The organism is Nesterenkonia halobia (genome assembly GCF_039536005.1).
GTDB lineage: Bacteria > Actinomycetota > Actinomycetes > Actinomycetales > Micrococcaceae > Nesterenkonia > Nesterenkonia halobia.
Window position 1 is genome coordinate 1 of sequence record NZ_BAAAYG010000016.1, and the last position, 19551, is coordinate 19551.

Sequence of the window (19551 nt, forward strand, 5' to 3'; positions counted from 1 at the left end):
GACTGCCCCAGCAGCGAGGCCAGCTCCTCCACCAGCCCGCGGGTTCCCGGCAGGTACTGGCCGAGATGGTGTCCCGAGGCTGATCCGTCGCCCGGGCTCGCGGCCGCCGATTCGGAGGAGTCGGTGCCGGCCGGACGCGACGGAGTGACGTGCGGGTGACGGACCCAGCCGCTCTGCCCGTCCACGGTCACCCGGACCATGCCGTTGACCATGTCGCCGGGCACCGAGGTCATCTCCGTGCCGGCGGAGAGCTGATCGATCACCGGCGCCGTGCTGCTCGCTCCGGAGCGCAGCGGGGTGTCCTGGGCGGTGAAGTACCCGCAGGAGCCGGGGGTGGAGATGTTCTGGACCTGCCCGGCGTCGCCCTTGAGGCTCACGCCCCGCTGGGCCAGCCACTGGGTCGGGTCCTGCGACTCGCCGGTCAGCCAATCGCCCTCCCAGATCTCGACGTGCAGGTGCGGCGCGGTCGACGGGCCGGAGTTGCCGACCAGCCCGACGGTCTGGCCGCCGCTGACCTGCTGGCCGACCTGGACGTGCGTCGTGGCGTCCCACATGTGGTAGTAGGCGCTGTGCACCGTCTCGCCGTCGACCTGGTGGCGCAGCACCACATAGCCGGAGGTGTAGCGGGTCCCGCTGGAGGCCCGGACGACGGTGCCGTCGGCGACGGCGCGGATCTGGCTGCCCTCCTCGGCGCCCATGTCCTGGCCGTGGTGGTACGTGGAGCCGCCCTGCACCGGGATGCAGCGCGCTCCGTACTCGGAGGTGTAGCGGTAGGAGCCGGCGTCGAGCGGACGGTGGAACTGTCCGGCCTCGCGGCTGGTGCGCAGGGCGACGCCGTCGAGGACGCCCGGGGCCGCCGTGGCGGTGTCGCCGGCGGAGCGCTGGGACCCGTCTCCGGTGGAGGGCGTCGACGGCGCGGCAGGGATCGCCTGCGCCGCCACAGTGTTCAGCGGCATGGTCAGGCCGACGGCGAGAGAGCCGACGATGGCCGTCGAGAGCTTATTCGGCACAGCAGATTCCTCACTAGACGTACGCGCGGCGCGCGTCCCCGTCCCCTTGAAGCTGCGGTCTCCGGACGACCGGCTCCGCCGGACCTCGTCGCGACCAGTGCTGGTCGTCGCCGGGGATGGGAGCCCCGGCGGCCGCCGCGGGAGGCGGCCGGCGATGAGTGGCGGCGCGGGCTCGGAGCCCCCGCTTCGCGGGCTTGCGTGACTCGTCCGGCGGTCCCTGCAGCACGATGGAACACCTGAGACAGGGCCGAACCCCGGCGAGTCGTGACTCACTGTACCGGGTCACGACAAGGTCACGGCAAGGAGAATCTGCGCAACGTTCGACCTCGGGTTCAACCCTCGGCCGCCGCGGCGGTCGAGCGACGACGCCGCGTCCCAGGCCGGACATCCGGCCCGGCGCCTCCGGACGCCCCACTCTGGAGCAGGTCGCTGACCGGGAGGAAGAAGACCAGAGGGTGACGCGGTCGAGCCGGACGCCACTACCGCGGGACCCCCGCCGTCGGAGCCGCGCCACCCCCTGCGGTCGACCACTATTCCACCAGGCTCCGGCCCGTCGTGACCTCAGCTCGGCACGCCGGCGATATCGTGACCGGAACGTGACCCGTGACCGCGCCCCGCGCTGATCGCGCCGCAGTCCACCGCAGGAGAAGGGCAGAACGATGCATCTCATCCAGCACCCGGAACCTCGTCCCCGCCGGTCGTCGACCGCTCGCCGGACGGTCCTCCCCGCCGCACTGGTGGCGACGCTGCTGGCCGCCGCCGGCTGCGCCGTCGAGGAGCCCGAGTCGCCCTCCGCCGAGGCCTCGTCCTCCTCGTCCGCGGCTTCCTCGTCCGCGGCCTCCGCCGCGCCATCCTCGTCCGGCGGCGACGACTCGACCAGCCCCGGTGATTCCGCCGACGCTCCGGGACCGGACGACTCCGGCGCCGCCGACGACGGCGGGAGCTCCTCCGCCGACCCCGGCGAGCCGGGGCTGCCCGCGCCCGAGGAGCTCGACACCGACGGCCGGCAGCGCTCCGCGGAGCTGGGCGCCTACCTCTCTCGGGACGAGGCCTGCATGGCCGTCGGCTCCACGCTCGACGGACTGCGCGCCGACATGGACGGGGGCCTGCAGTCCGCCGAGGACCTGGCCGGAGCGCACGAGGCCGTCGAGCAGACCTACCGGATGGTCCCGGCGACGCTGCGCGACCCCTTCGCCGCCGTCGATGCGGCGCTCGGCGAGGATCCGGACTCGCTGGACCGGCAGGCGGTCCTCACCGAGCTCGAGCCGGTGGAGGAGTGGATGGACCGGACCTGCGACGGCGACCACCCCTCGCAGGATGGGGGCGTCGTGCAGGACCAGCAGAGCTGACCATCCGGATCGACGGACGCGGCGAGCCCTGACTCCGGCTCCGACCCCGGCTCCAGCGCGGGATTCTGCGCGAGATCCCAGGAAAGTCGCAGAGCATGCCCAGTACGCATGGACTCGGTGTCCAGTCCCCCGCCCTACTGTGGAAACTGCCTCTTCGAAGGTGCGAGTGATACGGCAGGCCCCGTGTCACGAGGATGCTCCCCTCCGTCCTCGTGGCGCGGGGCCTGTGCTGTGCCGGGCGCCGCGCCGGGTGCGGCTCCCCAGCCGAGCCGGCGCCGAGCCGCAGGGCCTCGCGCCGTCGGCGTCCCGCGACGTCGGCTCCGCAGATGACGCAGGCTGACCGCACCGGCCGCGCTCCGGGTACGGTCGAAGCGGACCGACGCGACGCGTGCGTCGGCGCACGCCCGGGAGCACACCCCGGAGCATCCGTCGAACGACCCGGGAGGCCCCCATGACCGACTCCTCTGCCCACGCCGACGGCGCCCTGCGGCTCGACGGCGACCACGAGCGGATCGCCGCCTACTACCGCGACTGGGCCGCCGACTATGACCATGACGTGATGTCCGAGGGGTACGTCTCGCCGATGATCGTCGCCGGGCTGGCCGCCCTCGCCGTCCCCGCCGAGACCGGCCTCGACGCCCTCGACGCCGGCTGCGGCACCGGCCTGGTCGGGCGGATGCTGGGACAGCGGCGCCCCGAGGTGCGGCTGCACGGTGTCGACCTCTCCCCGGAGATGGCCGAGCGCGCCGAGGAGACCGGGGCCTACGCCTCCGTCGCCGGCGGCGTCGACCTGCTGGACTACGCCGCGGCCGAGGATTCGCCGCACTTCCCGCTGGTGCTCTGCTCGGGCACGCTGACGCTGGGCCACATCGGCATCGAGGGGCTGGACGCCCTGCTGGACCTGACCGAGCCCGAGGGGCACCTCGCGGTCAGCGTGCGTCGGACGCATTCGCTCGAGGACGGCTACCCGGCGCGGGTCGCCCAGCTGGCCGAGCAGGGACTGGTGGAGATCGTCAGCGAGCTGATCAATGCGCCGTATCTGGAGAACGGCGGCGCCGACTACTGGCTGCTCCGCCGCCTCTGATCCTCCGCCCGCGGGACAGGCCCCGGGGCCTGTCGCCTAGACTGGAGACATGCCCGAGACAGCCCCGACGTCGCCGGTCCGCGTGGACGCCTGGCTCTGGTCGGTGCGGGTGTTCAAGACCCGATCGGAGGCGACGACGGCCTGCCGCGCCGGCCATGTGACCATCGGCGGCGACCCGGCGAAGGCCTCGCTGAAGATCAGCCCCGGCACCACAGTGCGCGTCCGCCGCCCCGGCCATGAGATCGTGCTGGAGGTCGTCCACACCCACGCCAAGCGAGTGGGCGCCCCGGTCGCGCAGCGCGCCTACCGCGACCACTCCCCCGAACGGATCCGTCCGCGCGACGTCGGCCTGCCGGTGCGCCCGCGCGGCGCCGGACGGCCGACCAAGCGCGAACGGCGCCAGCTCGACCGGCTCCGCGGCGACCTCTGACCCCGCCCGGCCCGGCGACCGGCACCCCCGCCCGTTCCCCACTCCCCGATGCCCTCGCGCAGGGCAGGAAGGCTGACCTCATGCCTGCACCCGAGATCCCCGACGACGCCCCCCGCCTCGACATCGGCGCCGCCGACGAGCTGCCCGAGGGCGAGGTGATGCGCGTCGACGCCGAGGACAGCGGCCACGACGGCGACATCGCCGTCGTCCATGCCGAGGACGGAGGATTCTTCGGACTGGACGACGAGTGCAGCCACGAGTCCGTCTCGCTCTCCGACGGCTTCGTCGAGGAGGACACGCTCGAGTGCCCGATGCACGCCTCCGCGTTCTGCCTGAAGACCGGCAAGCCCGAGACCCCGCCGGCGCTGGCTCCGGTGAAGACCCACCTGGTCACCGTCGAGGACGGCCGGCTCGTCCTGTACCCGGGAGTCCCGCATCCGGAAGCTCGCACGAGCTGAGAGACCTGTCCGAGCGAAACTGTTCAAATCTTCCTGACCTGGGACGATGATTCCCAGGAAACTCCCAGGTTGCGTCATGCCTGCCGTCAAGGTCGGGGCCTACAGTAGTGATCACCTCATCAAGGTGCGAGTGATCCGAGAGCCCCCGGGCCGACCGTTCTGAAGCGTCCCCCTCACGCTGGTCGACCCGGGGGTTCTCTTCTGCCCGGATCCGGCGGCCGCCCGGCCACGACACCCTCCCGGCGATGACTCCGTGGAAAGCGTGGGAATGGGCGCGCATTCCCACCCGTCCCGCCGAGTCATCCCGCCGTCACACCGCGGGAGACGGAGACGCCGGAGACGCCGGCGACGCCGCGGGCACCCGCGGGACCAGCAGCGCGGAGAACAGCGCGCAGCCGGCGGCCGCGAGGAAGGCCGTGCGGGCGTCGGCGGCCTCGATGATCGCCCCGAGCGCGGATCCGCCGACCGTCTGTCCGGCGGCCAGCGTCAGGAAGGACAGCCCGACGCCGGCCGAGGGATGCCAGGGGTAGACCCGGGCGCCGGTGACCAGCAGCAGCCCGCTCATCGCGATATAGCCGACGCCGAAGGTCGCCGTCGCGAGGCAGGCCAGCAGCGCCGAGTCCGGCCGCATCCCGAGCACCGCCGTGGCGGCCCCCAGCGCCAGGGCCGTGCCCGTCCAGGCGCGTCCGACGCCGACGCGCCGCGCCAGATCCTCCGCACCGGCGCCGAGCAGCCCGCAGAGCCCCAGCAGACTCCAGGCCAGCGTGGTGGTCGCCTCGTCCTGACCGCCGGCCTGGGTGAGCACGTCGCGGCCGAAGACCCAGACCGCCGCCGTCGTCGCTCCGACGACGGCGGCGGTGCTCAGCAGGCGCGGCGCGCCGGCGGGCAGCAGCGGACGCGGCAGCAACCCCGCGAGACGCTCGACGCCGCGGCGACCCGCAGGCGCGGCGACGTCGGCGGCGGCCGCAGCGCGGCCGTGGCTCCTGCCCTGCGGCACATCGCGAGCCACCCAGACCGTGGCGGCGCCGGCGAGGACGGCGAAGACCAGCCAGGCCGCGCGCCACTGGTCGAGGGCGAGCAGCGCCGCCGGCCCGGAGAGCGCGACGCCGAGCCCGGTGCCGGCGTTGACCACCACCTGGGTGCGATCGCGACGGGAGACCGCGACCCGCGAGGACACCGCCTGGGCCATCGCCGGCGAGATCATCCCGGTGCTCAGCCCGCCGAGGATCACCCCGACGGCGAGCACGGCCGGGTGGGGCGCCAGCCCGATCAGCAGCAGGCCCAGCGTGGCGCAGCACCCCGCCGCCAGCGCGACCGCCCGCCCGCCGAGCCGCGGGGCGAGCATCATCGCCGGGTAGATCGCCGCGCAGTAGGCGGCGTAGCTGGCCGACCCGACGGCCCCGACCTGCGCCGCGTCGAGGCCGAACTCCGCGCGGAAGGCCGGGACGAAGAGCCCGTAGGCGAAGCGCGCCAGCCCGTAGGTCACCGCGATGATCGCCAGCCCGGATCCGGCCAGCCGCGCGGTGGCGGCGGCGTCCAGCGGTCCGGCCGGGATGTCGCGCCTCGAGGCACGCCCGACCGCACGGCCGGCCGCACGGCCGGCCGCACGGCTGACGACGCGCGTCTCGACCGCCCCGCTCATCGCCGCACCGCCCGGGATCCGCGACTCCCGGGCTTCCCGGCCGACCGATGCGCCGTCGGGATCCCCAGCCAGGTCGCGCTCGCCGCGTCGACGCCGCGCCCGATCTCGCGCAGACCGTGCAGAATGGACCGCATCACGGACATGACAACCCCCTATACCGATCTGTGAAGTTCCGCGATCAGCGTATGTACACAGATCAGTGAAGTCAAGGTATCCATGAACGACCAGACGATCGACGTCGACCAGCTCACCCCGGGAGCCCGCCAAGTCCTGGACGCGGCCTCGCGGCTGTTCTACGAGCACGGCATCCATGCCGTGGGCGTGGACGGCATCGCCGAGGAGTCCGGGGTCACCAAACGGACTCTGTACAACAATTTCGCGTCCAAGGACGCGCTGGTCACGGCCTATCTGCAGCACCGCCATTCCTCCTGGTGGCCCCGGCTGCAGGAGCGGATCGACGACGCCGCCGCGCCGCGCGCCCTGGCGCTCTTCGACGTCTACGCCGAGGACGCGCTGCACGTGACCCGCGGCTGCGCCTTCCTGAACGCCGCCGCCGAACTGCCGACCGACCACCCCGCCTTCGCGGTCATCCGGCACCACAAGGCCTCCATCGAGGAGCTGCTGGCCCGGCTGGTGCGCGAGGACAGCCCGGAGGAGCCGACCCCGGACCAGCTCGGCAGGCACTTGTTCCTGCTGCTCGAGGGAGCCTTCGCCCACCAGGGCGTGCGCGGCCGCGAGCTGATCACCGAGGCCCGGGAGATCGCTCGCAGCCTGCTGCAGTGAGCCCGCCCCGGCGATGAGCCCTCCCCCATACGATGACTCCGTGGCACGGGTGGGAATACGCGCTCATTCCCACACGTGCCACGGAGTCATCCTCAGGCGGGCCGGCCCTCGCGTCACGGCGTCGCGCGGCGGATGAGCCCGTAGCCGACGCCGGCCATGACGACGGCGACCAGCCCGGACCAGCCCGCCGCGCTCAGCGGGGTCTGTCGACCGAACCAGCCCCAGAAGCCGTCCCACCCGATCGCCTGGACGGTCAGCAGCACCGCGACGACGGTCAGCACCGTCAGCGACAGGAGCACGAGCCAGAAGCCCGTCACGCCGAGCCGTCGGTACAGCATCGTCGCCGTGAAGCCGATCAGCATCAGCATCAGCGCGACCGCCGCGGCCGTGAGCCCGGCGATCCAGATGCCGTCGCCGACCAGGAACGGCAGCGCATGGCTGTAGGTGTGCAGCCCGAGGCCGTCGGTGGCCTCCTCCACGGCGGCCGCCGCGCCGAAGAGGAGCCCGTAGCAGGCGGCGATCAGCAGGAAGACCAGCAGCGTGCCGAGCAGATAGACCCGCCGGCTGAAGCTCAGCGCCAGCGCGAACGGAAAGGTGTGCGACCCCGAGTAGGCGGCCATGAAGGCCAGGCACCAGAGCGCGGCCTGGCCCGACCCGGTGGTCACCGGATCGGCGGGGCCGAACGCGCCCGGCTCCATCTCCTGGACCCAGAGCCCGATGCCCAGCGACAGCGCCCAGGCGCCGAAGAAGACGATCAGCGGGATCCAGAGGATCTGCCGATTGACCAGGTGCAGACGGAAGGCCGCCGGCACCCGGGCGAAGGAGGAACGGTGTTCTGCCGCCCTCTCGACGGATGCGGTCGGCGAGGTCATCTCCCCAGTCATCACGCGCTCCTCTCCCGCTGCTCATGCCGCTCGTGCTGCTCGTGCTGCTCGTGCTGCTCCGTCTTCGAGGTCAGGTGGACCACCAGCTGCTGCAACGAGACCGGCAGCAGGTCCAGGTCCAGCTCGCCCGCGCGCCGTCGCTCGCCGTCGTCGAGCCCGCCGAGGACGGTGGTCCGCGCCGTGCGCCCCATGGCCTCGTGCTGCAGGACCGTCCGACCCGCGGTGAGCTCGCCGACGGCGTCGGCGCGGCCGACCAGCGTCACCGCCCGGTCGCGCAGCTGCTCGACCGGCTCGTCGAGCACCACCCGCCCCTCGTCGAGGAGCACCACATGCTCGATCAGGTGCGCGATCTCGTCGATCAGATGCGAGGAGAGCACGATGGTCCGCGGATGCTCCGCATAGTCGGCCAGCAGCCGGTCGTAGAACAGCTGCCGGGCGACGGCGTCGAGCCCCATGTAGGGCTCGTCGAAGAAGGTCACCTCGGCGCGCGAGGCCAGCCCGATGATCACCCCGACGGCGGAGCGCTGCCCGCGCGACATCTTCTTGATCCGGGTCTTCTCCGGGACCTTGAAGTCCGCGGCGAGCTGCTCGGCGAACTCCTGGTCCCAGCGCGGGAAGGCCATCGCCGCCGCGGCGAAGGCGTGCGAGGCCCGCGCGTCGTCGATGTACTGCTGCTCCTCGCGGACGAAGCAGATCCGCGGCAGCACCTGCTCGTTCTCATGCGGGTGCTGGCCGAAGACTCGCACGTCCCCGGAGCTCGGCCACTCCTGGGCGGTGATCATCGACATCAGCGTGGTCTTGCCGGCCCCGTTGCGGCCGAGCAGACCGTGGATGACGTCCTTCTCGAAGCGCACCGAGACGGCGTCCAGCGCCGTGGTGCTGCGGTATCGACGAGTGACCCCGTCGACCTCGATGACGGCGTTCATCTCCCCTCCCCTCCTGTGCGACGCCGCGTCCCGGCGTCGTGACTGTCCCTGCCGGTCAGCCGACTCCCCGGCCGGGCACTCCGCGCGCCCGGATCAGCTCGACGACGGTCTCGACGTCGAGGCCGAGGACTCCCGCCTCGGCGAGCATCGGCTCGATGTGATGGTCGGCGAACTGCCGGCGCCGCTCGGCGCGGAGCACCTCGCGGGCGCCGTCGGCGACGAACATGCCCATCCCGCGCCGCTTGACGAGGATGCCGCGGTCGACGAGCAGGTTGATGCCCTTCGCCGCCGTCGCCGGGTTGATCCGGTGGAAGGCGGCGAGCTCGTTCGTCGAGGGGGCGCGCTCGCCCTCCTCCAGCGTCCCGTCCAGCACCGAGGCCTCGACCTGCTCGGCGATCTGCACGAAGAGTGCCCGTCCCTCGTCCACGGACCCGACCCTCCGCTCGCTCGATTCCACCACCTCTGTGGTTCATTACTCCACTAATGAACCACAGAGGTCCGACGGTGTCAACACTCCGCTGCTCCGCTCGCGGATCGAGTGGCCACGCGTGACGAGAGTGGAACGATTCAGGACGCCCTCGGACCCTCGGACGTCGTCACGAGTGGCCACTCGACGCCGGGGGCCCGCGACGGCGAGGCGGACGTGACCCGCGTCCTGTGCAGAGTCATCGCGCCTGCGTAGGATGAACGGCATGAACGGTGACTCTGTGGAATGCTGGCTGACCGACATGGACGGCGTGCTCGTCCGGGAGAACGACGCCCTGCCGGGCGCCGCCGAGCTGCTCGAGCAGTGGCGCCGTCAGGACTTCCCGTACCTGGTGCTGACCAACAATTCGATCTTCACCGCCCGCGACCTCAGCGCCCGCCTGCGGCACTCCGGCCTCGTCGTCCCCGAGGATCGGATCTGGACCTCCGCGCTGGCCACGGCCACCTTCCTCGCCGGACAGATCGACCATGAGCACAACGCCCAGGGCAGCTGCTACGTGGTCGGCGAGGCCGGGCTGACCACGGCGCTGCACGAGGCCGGATTCATCATGACCGAGACCGACCCCGACTTCGTCGTCGTCGGCGAGACGCGGAACTACAGCTTCGAGGCGATCACCAAGGCGGTGCGGCTGATCAACTCCGGCGCCCGCTTCATCCTCACCAACCCGGACGCCACCGGCCCCAGTCCGGAGGGCGTGCTGCCGGCCACCGGCGCGATCGCCGCGCTGATCACCAAGGCCACCGGCCGCGATCCCTACGTGGTCGGCAAGCCGAACCCGATGATGTTCCGGTCGGCGCTGAACCACCTGGGCGCGCACTCGATGCAGACGGCGATGATCGGCGACCGCATGGACACCGACATCGTCGCGGGCATGGAGGCGGGCATGCACACCATCCTGGTGCTCAGCGGCCTCTCCGACCGGGCGAGCATCGCCGAGTACCCGTTCCGCCCGAACCGCATCATCGACGGCGTCCACGAGCTCCTCGACGAGCCGCTGGGCGCCGACGACGACGTCGACCCGCGCGGCTCGGCCTGAGGCCCCGCCCGGCCCGCCGCCCGGGCCCGGCCTCGTGACCCGCCCGGCGGCCTGACCCGGCGCGCCGACCGGCGGCGGATCAGTCCCGCGCCGCGGAGCCGGAGGAGGTCAGCGCCGGGATCCCGGCATACTCCGGCTCCCGCCGCTCCTCGTCGGCCTCCGGACCCGCGCCGGGAGCCTGCGGCCCGCCGTCGGTGTCCGAGCCGTCCGAGCCTCCGAATCCGCCCGAGCCGCCGGCCCCGCCGGGACCCGCCGACCCGCCGGATCCGGGCGAGCGGCCGTCGTCGTCGGCGTCGAGCGCACGACGCTCCAGCGCCGCCCCTTCGACGTCGACGTCGGGCAGCAGCCGGTCCAGCCAGCGGGGCAGCCACCAGGCCGCCCGGCCGCAGAGGGTCAGCAGCGCCGGCAGCAGGAGCAGCCGGACGACGAAGGCGTCGAGCAGCACGCCCAGCGCCAGGCCGAGTCCGATCGACTTGACCATCGGGTCGTCGGTGAAGATGAATCCGGCGAAGACCGAGCCCATGATCAGCGCCGCGGCGGTGACCACGGAGCGGCCGGCGTGCAGGCCGCGGCGCACCGCCACCTTCGGCGAGGCGCCGTGGACATAGGCCTCCCGCATCCCCGAGGCGGTGAACAGCTGATAGTCCATCGCCAGGCCGAAGAGGATGCCGGCGGTGAGGATGGGCAGGAAGGTCAGGATGGGGCCGGGCTCGGTGATGCCGAAGACCGGCTGCATCCAGCCCCATTGGAAGACCGCGACGACGCCGCCCAGCCCGGCGGCGTAGGAGCCGACGAAGCCGAGGGTCGCCAGCACCGGCAGCAGCAGCGAGCGGAAGACGACCACCATCAGCACCAGCGACAGCCCCACGACCAGGCCCAGGTACAGCGGCAGGGCGTCGGCGATGACCTCGGAGATGTCGATGTTCGCCGCCGTCATGCCCGCCACGGAGAGCTCGACGTCGGAGACGTCCGAGCCGTCCAGCAGCACGCCGTCGCGCAGGTCGTGGACGAGCTGCTCGACCTCCTCGGAGGCCGGGCCCTTCTCCGGGATCACCTGGAAGGCGGCGACCTCGTGGTCGTCGTCGACGGCGGCCGGGACCGCCGCGGCGACCTGGTCGTCGGCGCGCAGCGCCTCGCCGATCGCGATCTGCTGCTCCTGCGCTCCGGCCTCGTCGAGGCCCTCGGGCAGGTCGGCGACAGTCAGCAGCGGGCCGTTGCGCCCTTCGCCGAAGGCCTCCTCCATGGCGGTGTAGGCCTGGTAGGAGGTCGACTCGGCCGGATCGGAGCTCGCGTCGGGCAGCCCCAGACGCATCGAGCCCACCGGGATGGCCATGACGGCCAGCGCGAGGACGGCGACGACGCTGATCAGCGCGGCCCGGCCGGTCGGCATGGCGGCGGTGATCGGCGTCCGACGCCGCGTGCCGATGCTGCGACGCTCGCGGCGGCGCAGGATGTGCCGGCCCACCAGCGAGAGCACCGCCGGAGTCATGGTGATCGCCATCAGCACCGCCACGGCCACGCAGGCCGCGCCGATCGAGCCCATCAGGCCCAGGAAGCCGATGCCGGTGACGTTCAGCGCCAGCAGCGCGATGATCACCGTCGCGCCGGCGAAGAGCACCGCGTTGCCGGCGGTGCCGGTGGCCAGCGCGATGGATTCGCGCAGCTCGAGGCCGTCCTTCAGCTGGGTGCGATGCCGGTGCAGGATGAACAGCGCATAGTCGATGCCCACCGCCAGGCCGAGCATCAGGCCCAGAATCGGGGTCACCGACATCATCTCGACGAAGCCGGAGAGCGACAGCGCCCCGGCGACGCCGATGCCCACGCCGATCAGCGCGTTGACCAGCGGCAGCCCCGCACCGACGAAGGTGCCCAGCATGACCAGCAGCACCACGGCGGCGATCATCAGGCCGATCGCCTCCGTGGGGCCGAAGAGCGCCGGCATCTCCATGTCCAGGTCGCCCGAGGGCAGCACCTCGACGCCCTCGATCTCGGCGGCGGTCAGCACGTCGGAGACGTCGGAGAGGTCCCCCATGCCGACTTCGGCCATCGCCTCGGTGAAGCCGATGCTCAGCACGGCGACGTCGCCGTCGTCGGCGACCATCGACACGTCGGAGGCCAGGTCCATCATGGCCTCGCCGCGCGCCAGCTCGTCCTGGCCGTCGGCCAGCTCCTCGGCGCCGGAGTCGAGCTCCTCGGCACGGGAGTCCAGCTCCTCGCGCTGGGCGTCGAGCTCCTCCTGCTGCTGGGCGAACTGCGGCTGCATGGCCTCGTAGGCGCCCTGCTGCCGCGCCCCGTCGATCGCGGCGTCGAGCTCCTCCTGGGCCTGGTCGAGCTGCTCGCGGCCCTGCTCGATCTGCTCGCGGCCGCCGGAGATCTCCTCGCGCGAGTCCTCGATCTCGGCGCGCGAGTCGGAGAGCTGGTCCTGCTGCTCCTGACGGTCCTGCGCGGAAGCGAAGGGATCGGTGACGCCGTCCACGGCCTCGACGGACTCGACCTCCTCGGCGAGGTCGGCGACGGCGTCCTGCTGCGCGTCGGTGAAGGCCTCGCCGTCGTCGGTGCGCAGCACCGCCGTGGCCGAGCCGCCGGAGACGTCGGGCAGCTCGTCGGCGAGCCGGTCGGTGACGCGGGTGGTCTCCAGGTCGGGCAGCGAGATCTGATCGGTCAGCTGCCCGCCGAAGGCCAGGAAGGAGGTGACCGCCAGCGCCAGCACCGCGAGCCAGGCCGCGATGACGGTCTTGGCGCGACGGGCGGCGAGCAGTCCGAGTCGATGCAGCAGAGCAGCCATGGGCGGCGTCCTCCGGGGACGAGGATGAGGCACGGAACGGGACGGTCGAGCGACCGCCGCACCCAGCCTAATACGGCCCGACACGTCTCGGAAATCGATGTCGGAGAGATCACACCGCCGCACCGCGGAGCGGCGAGACTCACCTGCCGTCCCGCGCCCCGCGCCTCGGGATCCCGCGACCCTGCGGCCCGGCCCGGCTCAGCGCAGCATGGAGTCCAGCACCGTGTCGACCAGCGAATGCGCCCAGCTGTCGCCGGGGCGTCCGGTGGAGACGATGCGCAGCAGCAGCGGATCGGTCAGCGCCGCGGACATCGCCTCCGGCACCGTCTCCTCCCGAAGCCGTCCGGCGGCGCGCTCGGCGGCGATCCGCTCGACCAGCGGGGTGTCCTCCCAGAACCGCGTGGTGGCCAGCAGCTCCTCGTCGGCCGCGCCCGGAGTGACCAGCGCCTGCATGATGCTGCGCGCCATCCCGACGGCCTCCTCGGTGAAGACAAGCTCCAGCGTGTCGTCCATCCACTGGTGCAGGTCCGTGCGGAGGTCCCCGGTGTCCGGCAGCGGGGCGAACTCCATGCGCATATGCCCGGCCAGCAGGGCCTCCAGCACGACGGCGGCCTTGCTCGACCACCAGCGGTAGATGGTCTGCTTGCCCACGCCGGCCTCGGCGGCGATCCGCTCGATGGTCAGCGAGTCGTAGCCGACCTGCTCGACGTCGAGCAGCCGGGCGACAGTGGTGAGCACCGCCTGATGCGAGGCGACGCTGCGCGGACGACCGCGGCGTGGAGCCTGCTCCGCGTCCACGGCGTCGGGGGCGGAGGAGCCGGCGCACGCGGCCGGGTCCGGGTCTCGAGTCTCGATGCTGTGGTCGGTCACGCCGGCCATCGTACCGCCGCGGGGAGAGCCGCCACGGGCAAGCCCCGCCCGGCGTCCGCCGGCGACTGCGCCCTAGACTGGATCCATGCCGCATCCTCGAGATCCTCGAGCCTCCGACGAGGGATCCGCCCACGACGTCGTGGTCCAGCCGCGCCGCGCCTCCTGGGGCACTGTCGTCGCCGGCCTCTGCATCGCCCTGACCGGCGTCCTGCTGATCGATCCGGAGGGCTGGTCGTTGTGGATCTCCATCGTCCAGATCCTCATCGGCGCGGCGATCACCGCCGACGGCGTGCGCCACCTGATCCGCCGGCGCCGGCTGCTCGGCGAGGGGCGAGCCACCGATGGGTGAGCCGCCGATGGGTGAGCCGCCGATGGGTGAGCCGCCGGTCGTCCGCGCGCCCGTCGCCGTCGCCGACCTCGGGGCCGACGGACTGCCCGAGGACCTCGCCGTGGCGCTCTTCGCCCGGCTCCGCCCGGCGGAGGAGGAAGCGACGCCGGCGGCGCTGCTGGACAGCAGCGACCACGCGACCTCCGGGGCCGGACCGCGCAGCCGGCGCAGCATCATCGCGCTGTCCCGCGGCCCGCACGCCGTCGACGTGCGCCACCGCGACGGCGTGACCGTCGAGACCGCGCCCGACGGCGAGCACCGCACCGAGGAGGGCTTCTTCGCCTGGCTGCGCCGTCGCTGGCCGCGCGCCCGCACAGCCTCCGGCGACGCCGCAGACGCCGGGGACGCCGGGAACCCCGGGGGCGCCGACGACGGCTCGCCGGACTTCGCCCTGGGCTGGGTCGGCTGGCTGGGCCACGAGCTCTGGCACGAGCTCGCACCGCGGCCCGGCCACGGGCCGACTCCCGCCGTGGCCGGACGCTCCGCCGCACCCTCCGCCGCAGATTCCGCCGACGCCGCCTCCGGGTCTCCGGCCGAGCCCGGGCCGGGCACCGACGACGCCCGGCTCTTCCGCGCGACGCACGCCGTCGTGGTCGACCATGCCGCCGGCACTGTGGAGCGGCAGAGCCTCGGCGAGGACTCCGGCTGGACGGCCGCCGTCGACGCCGCCGTCGCCGAGGCCCTCGCGGCGGCACGGCCCGCCGGACGCAGCCTCGGAGGGGACGACGGGCCCGGCGTGCCGCCGACGGTCGCCGAGCTCGCCGTCCGCGACGCGCGCACCCGCCATCTGGCCGCGATCGACGCGGCGCTGGCCGAGATCCGCGAGGGCACCACCTACGAGGTCTGCCTGACCACGGCGGTGACCGGCCGCCTGACCGCCGGCGCCGACGGGCCTCTGGACGTGCTGGGCCTGTATCGCCGGCTGCGCGCGGCCAACCGGGCGCCGTTCACCCAGCTGCTGCGCTTCCCCGGCTCCGACCGCGCAGTGGACCTGCTCTCCACCTCGCCGGAACGCTTCCTGAGCCTCTCCTCCGGCGGCACGGCGCGCACCGAACCGATCAAGGGCACGCGGCCGCGCGGCGTCGACGCCGCCGAAGACGCCGCGCTGGCAGAGGAGCTGGCCGCCCACCCGAAGGACCGCGCGGAGAACGTGATGATCACCGATCTGGCGCGCAACGACCTGTCGATCCACGCCGAGCCGGGCACGCTGCGCACCGAGCGGCTCTGCGCGATCGAGAGCTACCCGACCGTGCATCAGATGGTCTCGACGGTCAGCGCCCGCGCGGCCGCGGGCGTCGCCCATGCCGACGTCGTCGCCGCCACCTTCCCTCCCGGCTCGATGACCGGGGCGCCGAAGCTCTCCACGCTGGAGATCCTCGAGCGGCTGGAGACCGGCCGACGCGGCCCCTACGCCGGGGTGGCGGGGTATTTCAGCACCACCGGCGCCGCCGACCTCTCCGTGCTGATCCGCACGCTGGTGCTGGAGCACGACGACGACGCCGAGGACGCGACCCGCACGCCCCCGACCCCCGGAGCCGAGCACGACCACGCGCCGGGAACGGCACGGATGCATCTGGGCCTCGGCGGGGCGATCGTCGCCGACTCGGATCCCGCCGCGGAATGGGAGGAGATCGTCGCCAAGGCCGCCGGCGTGCTCGGCACGCTGGGGGTGGACTTCCCCGGGTGACCGGAGCCGCTCAGCCGAGCAGCCCCGGGTGCTCCTCCAGGGCCGCCCGCTGGACCTCCAGCGCCTGGTCGAAGGATTCGCGGCTCAGCCCCACGCCGGAGATGCTCAGCACGTGATGGCCGAGGTCCGCGGTGACGGAGAAGCCGTCCACCCGGGAGGAGACGGTCCCGCCCGTCGACGCGGCCGGGGACTCGCCGTCGGCCCCCTGCTCCGGGTCCTGGAGGGCGCGGCCGCGGTCGTCGATGGACATCGACAGGCCGCGGAACGGCCCTTCGGCGAGCGCGCTGAAGCTGACGCCGTCGTGGCGGCTCTCCAGCGAGGTCCCGTCGCAGGCGGCCAGGACCTCGTCCCAGACCTCGCCCCGCGAGACGGGACGGTCGTAGGCGAGCATCCAGACGTGGACGGTGTGCTCGCCGGCGTCGTCGGTCACCGTGGCCTCACGGTAGACGCCGTCGACCGGCGCCTCCCCGACCAGGCGCTCGTTGACCGTGTCCATCTGCCGGGCGCAGGCCTCGTCCTCGCCGAAGCTGCGGCGATAGGCCGTTCCGGTGATGCCGATGTTCTCCTCGAAGTACTCGAGGCCGGTCCGCCGGACGACCTCGTCGGCGGTGAAGGGGTATTCCCCCTCCCCGAGGAGCACCTCCTGCATCTCCTCCCGGTCCAGCCGCACCGCGGCGGCCTTCTCGCCGCCGGAGGCGGCCGCGTCGTGCGCGGCCCCGCCCGAGGCATCGGTCGCCACTGCGGCGTACGGATCGCGAGAGTCGGTGCTGGAGTCGTCCCCGCCGACGGCGGAGCAGGAGGAGAGCGCGAGGGCCGAGGTCAGCGCGGCCGCGCGCACCAGCCGCCGCCGCGACGGGGCAGAGTCGCCCCCCGGGCGCGGGTCTGTGCTCATCGTCTCTCCGGGTGGGATGCAGTGCGGTGATGCGGTGCAGTGATGTCGGCCGGCGGGGCGCCCGGTGCGGCGCGACGGCGAACCCGTCCAGCTTAGCCCATCGTCGCAGGCCGGCGGGCTGCGCCAGGGCTGCGCCGGGGCGGAGGCAGGGCTCACTGCAGGGCGGAGGTCAGCCGGAAGACGTTGTCCAGGTAGCGCACGTGCCAGGGGCGGTGCGTCCAGTCGTGCAGCGTCAGCAGCGAGGAGACCGAGCGGTACCGGGCGAAGACCGTCTCCAGCTCGCGGACCTTCTCCGGATCGACGATCATCAGCGTGACCTCGAGGTTCAGCGAGAACGACCGCATGTCCATGTTCGACGACCCCATGACGGCGACGTCGTCGTCGATGATCATGAACTTCGAGTGGAGCACGTCCGGATCCGGGTAGCGGTGGATGCGCACTCCGGCCTCGAGCAGCTGCTGGTAGTAGGACTGCTGGGCGTGCTGGACCATGAACTGGTCGGCCTTCCGCGAGACCATCAGCGTCACGTCCACCTCGCGGTGGGCGGCGTTGGTGATCGCATAGAGCAGCGAGTCGTCGGGCACCAGATAGGGGGTGCAGATGATCACCCGCTCGGTGGCCTGGTAGATGAGGTCGTTGAACAGCCGCAGGTTGTTCTCGTCCGGGAAACCGGGGCCGGAGGGGACGACCTGCACCAGCGAGCCGCCCGAGGCCCGCTCGTCGGCCGCGACGTCGACGCGCAGCATGTCGCCGAGGCTCTCGCCGGTCTCGGCGTACCAGTCGGAGGCGAAGACGATGTCCAGCCCGGTGACCGCCGGACCGGTGAGCACGGCGGTCATCTCCACCCAGCGGCGGCCCGTGCGCGCGGCCGAGGTGCGCTGGTAGTGCGGCTCGATGAGGTTCGCCGAGCCGGTCAGCGCCGTCTTGCCGTCGACGACGACGATCTTGCGGTGGTTGCGCAGGTCGATCCGGGAGAACCGGCCCTGGATCGGCCGCACCGGCAGCACGCGATGCCACTGGATCTGCGACCTCCTGAGCCGGCGGACCAGCCGCCGATAGCCGTGGACGCGCATGGTGCCCAGGTGGTCGTAGAGCAGCCGCACGGCGACGCCGCGCTCGGCGGCGCGCTCCATCGCGTCGAGCACCGGGCCGGCGTACTCCTCGTCGTCGCCGACGATGTAGAAGAGCACATGGACATAGTCCTCGGCGGCGTCGATGCTGGCGACCATCCATTCGAAGGACTCGCGGTAGTCGGGCAGCAGCCTGATCCGGTTGCCCTCCTGCAGCGGGAAGGCTCCGAGATTGCGGTTCAGCGCGGCGGTGGCGCCGAGCTGCGCGTCGTCGGCGCGCAGCTGGTCGGAGAGGTCCATATGGCTGGTGATCTCCAGCAGCTCCCGGTTGATCCAGGCCTGGCGCTCCTGGCGCTTCGCGGAGAGCTTGTTGCGGCCGATCAGCAGGAACAGCGGCAGGGCGACCACCGGGATGAAGAAGATGGCCAGCAGCCAGGCCATGGCCGTGTTGGGGCGCCGGTCGCCGGGCACGATGCCCAGCACCGCCAGGCGCACCACGATCTCGAGGACCACGAGCATCGCGAAGATCCAGTCGGCGAGGCCCTCCAGGCCCAGCACGCTCAGCGGCCACAGCACAGTGTCTGCTCACCCCCTCCGGTCGGCCGTCCGACGCTGATCCGCCATTCTACGGCCCTGACGCCGCTGACCGGGCGGTGCGGGTGCCCGCGAGCCGGATGCAGGGCCTATGCTGGCCGGCATGGCTGAGCATTTTCAGGAGGACTCCGTCGCGGCCGTCGGCGTGCGCATCGATGCCGAGCACCCCCACGGGATGATCTTCGACCCGCACCAGCCCCAGCTGCGGGTGACCGACCTCGGCGCGATCCGCGGCGACGGCATCTTCGAGACGATGTACTGCTTCGGCGGCGAGATCCGGAAGCTGGACGCCCACCTGCGCCGCCTGGCGCGCTCGGCCGGGATCTGCGAGCTGCCGCTGCCGCCGGCGGAGTCCTGGCGGGCCGCCGTCGACCTGGGCATCGAGGAGTTCAGCACCCGCGGCACGCTGCCGGAGCATCTGACCATCAAGCTCGTGGTCACCCGCGGCGTCGAGGGCGAGCCGGCCGCCGACGACCCGGCCTTCGCCGGCACCGCCTGGGTGCTTCTCACTCCCGCCCCGGAGGCGCTGCTGGCCTCCCGCGGCGAGCCGATCGCCGTCACCCTGCTCGACCGCGGCCATGACTCCACCGCCGCCGAGCGCGCCCCGTGGCTGCTGCTGGGCGCGAAGACGCTGAGCTACGCGGTCAACATGGCCGCACTGCGCCACGCGAAGCAGCACGGCTTCGACGACGTCATCTTCCGCACCAGCGACGGACAGGTGCTCGAGGGCCCGACGTCGACGGTGCTGCTGGTGCACCGCGGGGCCGAGGGCTCGCCGCCGCGGCTGTCCACCCCGGAGCGGGAGTCCGGCATCCTGCCCGGCACCACGCAGGGGGCGATCTTCGCCGCCGCCGAGCGCGCCGGGTGGGAGCTGGGCTACGGCCCGCTGACCCCGGAGGAGCTGCACGCCGCCGACCACGTCTTCCTGGCGTCCTCGGTGCGGCTGGTCTCGCCGGTCTCGCGGATCGACGACGTCGAGATGCCCGTCGACCACGATCTCACCGCCGAGCTGACCGCCCTGCTGGCCGAGGATCTGCCGGTGGGCCGCCCGCTGGACGACTGACCCGGCCCCACGCCCCCTGCACGACCACCTCCGCCCCCTCGGGATGACTCGGCGGAAAGTGCGGGAATACGGCGCAGTTCCCACGCGTCCCACGGAGTCATCCCGAGAGTGGT

At 72.8% G+C, this 19551-nt stretch carries 18 protein-coding genes; 9 read left to right on the forward strand and 9 right to left on the reverse strand.

The features are described from left to right. On the reverse strand, window positions 1-1010 hold a 1010-nt coding region (locus ABD652_RS13285), incomplete at its 3' end, for a peptidoglycan DD-metalloendopeptidase family protein (RefSeq protein WP_344722177.1). Between the two features lie 659 nt (window positions 1011-1669). On the opposite strand from ABD652_RS13285, the gene ABD652_RS13290 reads away from it, so the two are divergent. The 4 genes from ABD652_RS13290 to ABD652_RS13305 all read left to right on the forward strand — a co-directional run bounded on the left by ABD652_RS13290 (window position 1670) and on the right by ABD652_RS13305 (window position 4331). Beyond that, entirely contained in the window at window positions 1670-2359 is a 690-nt protein-coding gene (locus tag ABD652_RS13290; protein ID WP_344722179.1) for a hypothetical protein, read from the forward strand. A 451-nt stretch (window positions 2360-2810) separates the two neighbouring features. Further along, window positions 2811-3443: a class I SAM-dependent DNA methyltransferase gene (locus tag ABD652_RS13295; protein ID WP_344722181.1), complete on the forward strand. Its 633-nt coding sequence runs from the start codon at window positions 2811-2813 to the stop codon at window positions 3441-3443. A 49-nt stretch (window positions 3444-3492) separates the two neighbouring features. Continuing rightward, entirely contained in the window at window positions 3493-3873 is a 381-nt protein-coding gene (locus ABD652_RS13300; RefSeq protein WP_344722183.1) for an RNA-binding S4 domain-containing protein, read from the forward strand. Window positions 3874-3953: 80 nt separating this feature from the next. Next, window positions 3954-4331 (forward strand): non-heme iron oxygenase ferredoxin subunit, encoded by a 378-nt coding sequence (locus tag ABD652_RS13305; protein ID WP_344722185.1) that lies wholly within the window; start codon window positions 3954-3956, stop codon window positions 4329-4331. A 310-nt stretch (window positions 4332-4641) separates the two neighbouring features. On the opposite strand, the gene ABD652_RS13310 is transcribed toward ABD652_RS13305, so the two are convergent. Then, a complete protein-coding gene (locus tag ABD652_RS13310; RefSeq protein ID WP_344722187.1) occupies window positions 4642-5973 on the reverse strand; it encodes an MFS transporter in 1332 nt (443 codons plus the stop codon). A 216-nt stretch (window positions 5974-6189) separates the two neighbouring features. Here ABD652_RS13310 and ABD652_RS13315 point away from each other — a divergent pair, with 216 nt between their 5' ends. After that, complete coding sequence (locus tag ABD652_RS13315) at window positions 6190-6756, forward strand: TetR/AcrR family transcriptional regulator (protein WP_344722189.1); 567 nt, start codon at window positions 6190-6192, stop codon at window positions 6754-6756. A 113-nt stretch (window positions 6757-6869) separates the two neighbouring features. Here ABD652_RS13315 and ABD652_RS13320 read toward each other — a convergent pair whose 3' ends face one another. The 3 genes from ABD652_RS13320 to ABD652_RS13330 are packed head-to-tail and all read right to left on the reverse strand — an operon-like array spanning window position 6870 to window position 8993. Next, complete coding sequence (locus ABD652_RS13320; RefSeq protein ID WP_344722190.1) at window positions 6870-7640, reverse strand: hypothetical protein; 771 nt, start codon at window positions 7638-7640, stop codon at window positions 6870-6872. Then, the gene (locus tag ABD652_RS13325) at window positions 7640-8566 is read right to left on the reverse strand and encodes an ATP-binding cassette domain-containing protein (RefSeq protein ID WP_344722191.1); all 927 of its coding nucleotides are present in this window, start codon (window positions 8564-8566) and stop codon (window positions 7640-7642) included. Before ABD652_RS13325 ends, ABD652_RS13320 begins: the two co-directional genes overlap by 1 nt. 55 nt (window positions 8567-8621) lie before the next feature. Further along, window positions 8622-8993, reverse strand: a complete 372-nt coding sequence (locus ABD652_RS13330) for a GntR family transcriptional regulator (RefSeq protein WP_344722193.1) — start codon at window positions 8991-8993, stop codon at window positions 8622-8624. Between the two features lie 265 nt (window positions 8994-9258). Here ABD652_RS13330 and ABD652_RS13335 point away from each other — a divergent pair, with 265 nt between their 5' ends. Then, window positions 9259-10089: an HAD-IIA family hydrolase gene (locus ABD652_RS13335; protein ID WP_153144384.1), complete on the forward strand. Its 831-nt coding sequence runs from the start codon at window positions 9259-9261 to the stop codon at window positions 10087-10089. A 79-nt stretch (window positions 10090-10168) separates the two neighbouring features. On the opposite strand, the gene ABD652_RS13340 is transcribed toward ABD652_RS13335, so the two are convergent. Next, window positions 10169-12874 carry an MMPL family transporter gene (locus tag ABD652_RS13340; protein ID WP_344722198.1) on the reverse strand — a complete coding sequence of 902 codons (2706 nt, stop codon included), beginning with the start codon at window positions 12872-12874 and terminating at the stop codon, window positions 10169-10171. Between the two features lie 198 nt (window positions 12875-13072). Beyond that, complete coding sequence (locus ABD652_RS13345; protein ID WP_344722200.1) at window positions 13073-13744, reverse strand: TetR/AcrR family transcriptional regulator; 672 nt, start codon at window positions 13742-13744, stop codon at window positions 13073-13075. 85 nt (window positions 13745-13829) lie between these two features. Between ABD652_RS13345 and ABD652_RS13350 the strand changes: the two genes are divergently transcribed. Both ABD652_RS13350 and ABD652_RS13355 read left to right on the forward strand, forming a co-directional pair. Next, entirely contained in the window at window positions 13830-14093 is a 264-nt protein-coding gene (locus ABD652_RS13350) for a hypothetical protein (RefSeq protein WP_344722202.1), read from the forward strand. A 22-nt stretch (window positions 14094-14115) separates the two neighbouring features. Continuing rightward, complete coding sequence (locus ABD652_RS13355) at window positions 14116-15819, forward strand: anthranilate synthase component I family protein (protein WP_344722204.1); 1704 nt, start codon at window positions 14116-14118, stop codon at window positions 15817-15819. A 10-nt stretch (window positions 15820-15829) separates the two neighbouring features. Here the strand turns inward: ABD652_RS13355 and ABD652_RS13360 are convergent, their stop codons facing one another. Further along, window positions 15830-16711 (reverse strand): hypothetical protein, encoded by an 882-nt coding sequence (locus ABD652_RS13360; protein ID WP_344722206.1) that lies wholly within the window; start codon window positions 16709-16711, stop codon window positions 15830-15832. 152 nt (window positions 16712-16863) lie between these two features. Next, a complete protein-coding gene (gene cls, locus ABD652_RS13365) occupies window positions 16864-18357 on the reverse strand; it encodes a cardiolipin synthase (RefSeq protein ID WP_344722208.1) in 1494 nt (497 codons plus the stop codon). Window positions 18358-18478: 121 nt separating this feature from the next. Between cls and ABD652_RS13370 the strand changes: the two genes are divergently transcribed. Continuing rightward, on the forward strand, window positions 18479-19438 hold the full coding sequence (locus ABD652_RS13370; protein WP_344722210.1) for an aminodeoxychorismate lyase: 960 nt from the start codon (window positions 18479-18481) through the stop codon (window positions 19436-19438). The last annotated feature ends 113 nt before the right edge of the window (window positions 19439-19551 follow it).

Bases quoted from the DNA above. Each gene is read 5' to 3' on its own strand.
- ABD652_RS13290 (WP_344722179.1), top strand. From the start codon at position 1,670: ATGCATCTCATCCAGCACCCGGAACCTCGTCCCCGCCGGTCGTCGACC.
- ABD652_RS13295 (WP_344722181.1), top strand. From the start codon at position 2,811: ATGACCGACTCCTCTGCCCACGCCGACGGCGCCCTGCGGCTCGACGGC.
- ABD652_RS13300 (WP_344722183.1), top strand. From the start codon at position 3,493: ATGCCCGAGACAGCCCCGACGTCGCCGGTCCGCGTGGACGCCTGGCTC.
- ABD652_RS13305 (WP_344722185.1), top strand. From the start codon at position 3,954: ATGCCTGCACCCGAGATCCCCGACGACGCCCCCCGCCTCGACATCGGC.
- ABD652_RS13310 (WP_344722187.1), bottom strand. From the start codon at position 5,973: ATGAGCGGGGCGGTCGAGACGCGCGTCGTCAGCCGTGCGGCCGGCCGT.
- ABD652_RS13315 (WP_344722189.1), top strand. From the start codon at position 6,190: ATGAACGACCAGACGATCGACGTCGACCAGCTCACCCCGGGAGCCCGC.
- ABD652_RS13320 (WP_344722190.1), bottom strand. From the start codon at position 7,640: ATGACTGGGGAGATGACCTCGCCGACCGCATCCGTCGAGAGGGCGGCA.
- ABD652_RS13325 (WP_344722191.1), bottom strand. From the start codon at position 8,566: ATGAACGCCGTCATCGAGGTCGACGGGGTCACTCGTCGATACCGCAGC.
- ABD652_RS13335 (WP_153144384.1), top strand. From the start codon at position 9,259: ATGAACGGTGACTCTGTGGAATGCTGGCTGACCGACATGGACGGCGTG.
- ABD652_RS13340 (WP_344722198.1), bottom strand. From the start codon at position 12,874: ATGGCTGCTCTGCTGCATCGACTCGGACTGCTCGCCGCCCGTCGCGCC.
- ABD652_RS13350 (WP_344722202.1), top strand. From the start codon at position 13,830: ATGCCGCATCCTCGAGATCCTCGAGCCTCCGACGAGGGATCCGCCCAC.
- ABD652_RS13355 (WP_344722204.1), top strand. From the start codon at position 14,116: ATGGGTGAGCCGCCGGTCGTCCGCGCGCCCGTCGCCGTCGCCGACCTC.
- ABD652_RS13360 (WP_344722206.1), bottom strand. From the start codon at position 16,711: ATGAGCACAGACCCGCGCCCGGGGGGCGACTCTGCCCCGTCGCGGCGG.
- ABD652_RS13370 (WP_344722210.1), top strand. From the start codon at position 18,479: ATGGCTGAGCATTTTCAGGAGGACTCCGTCGCGGCCGTCGGCGTGCGC.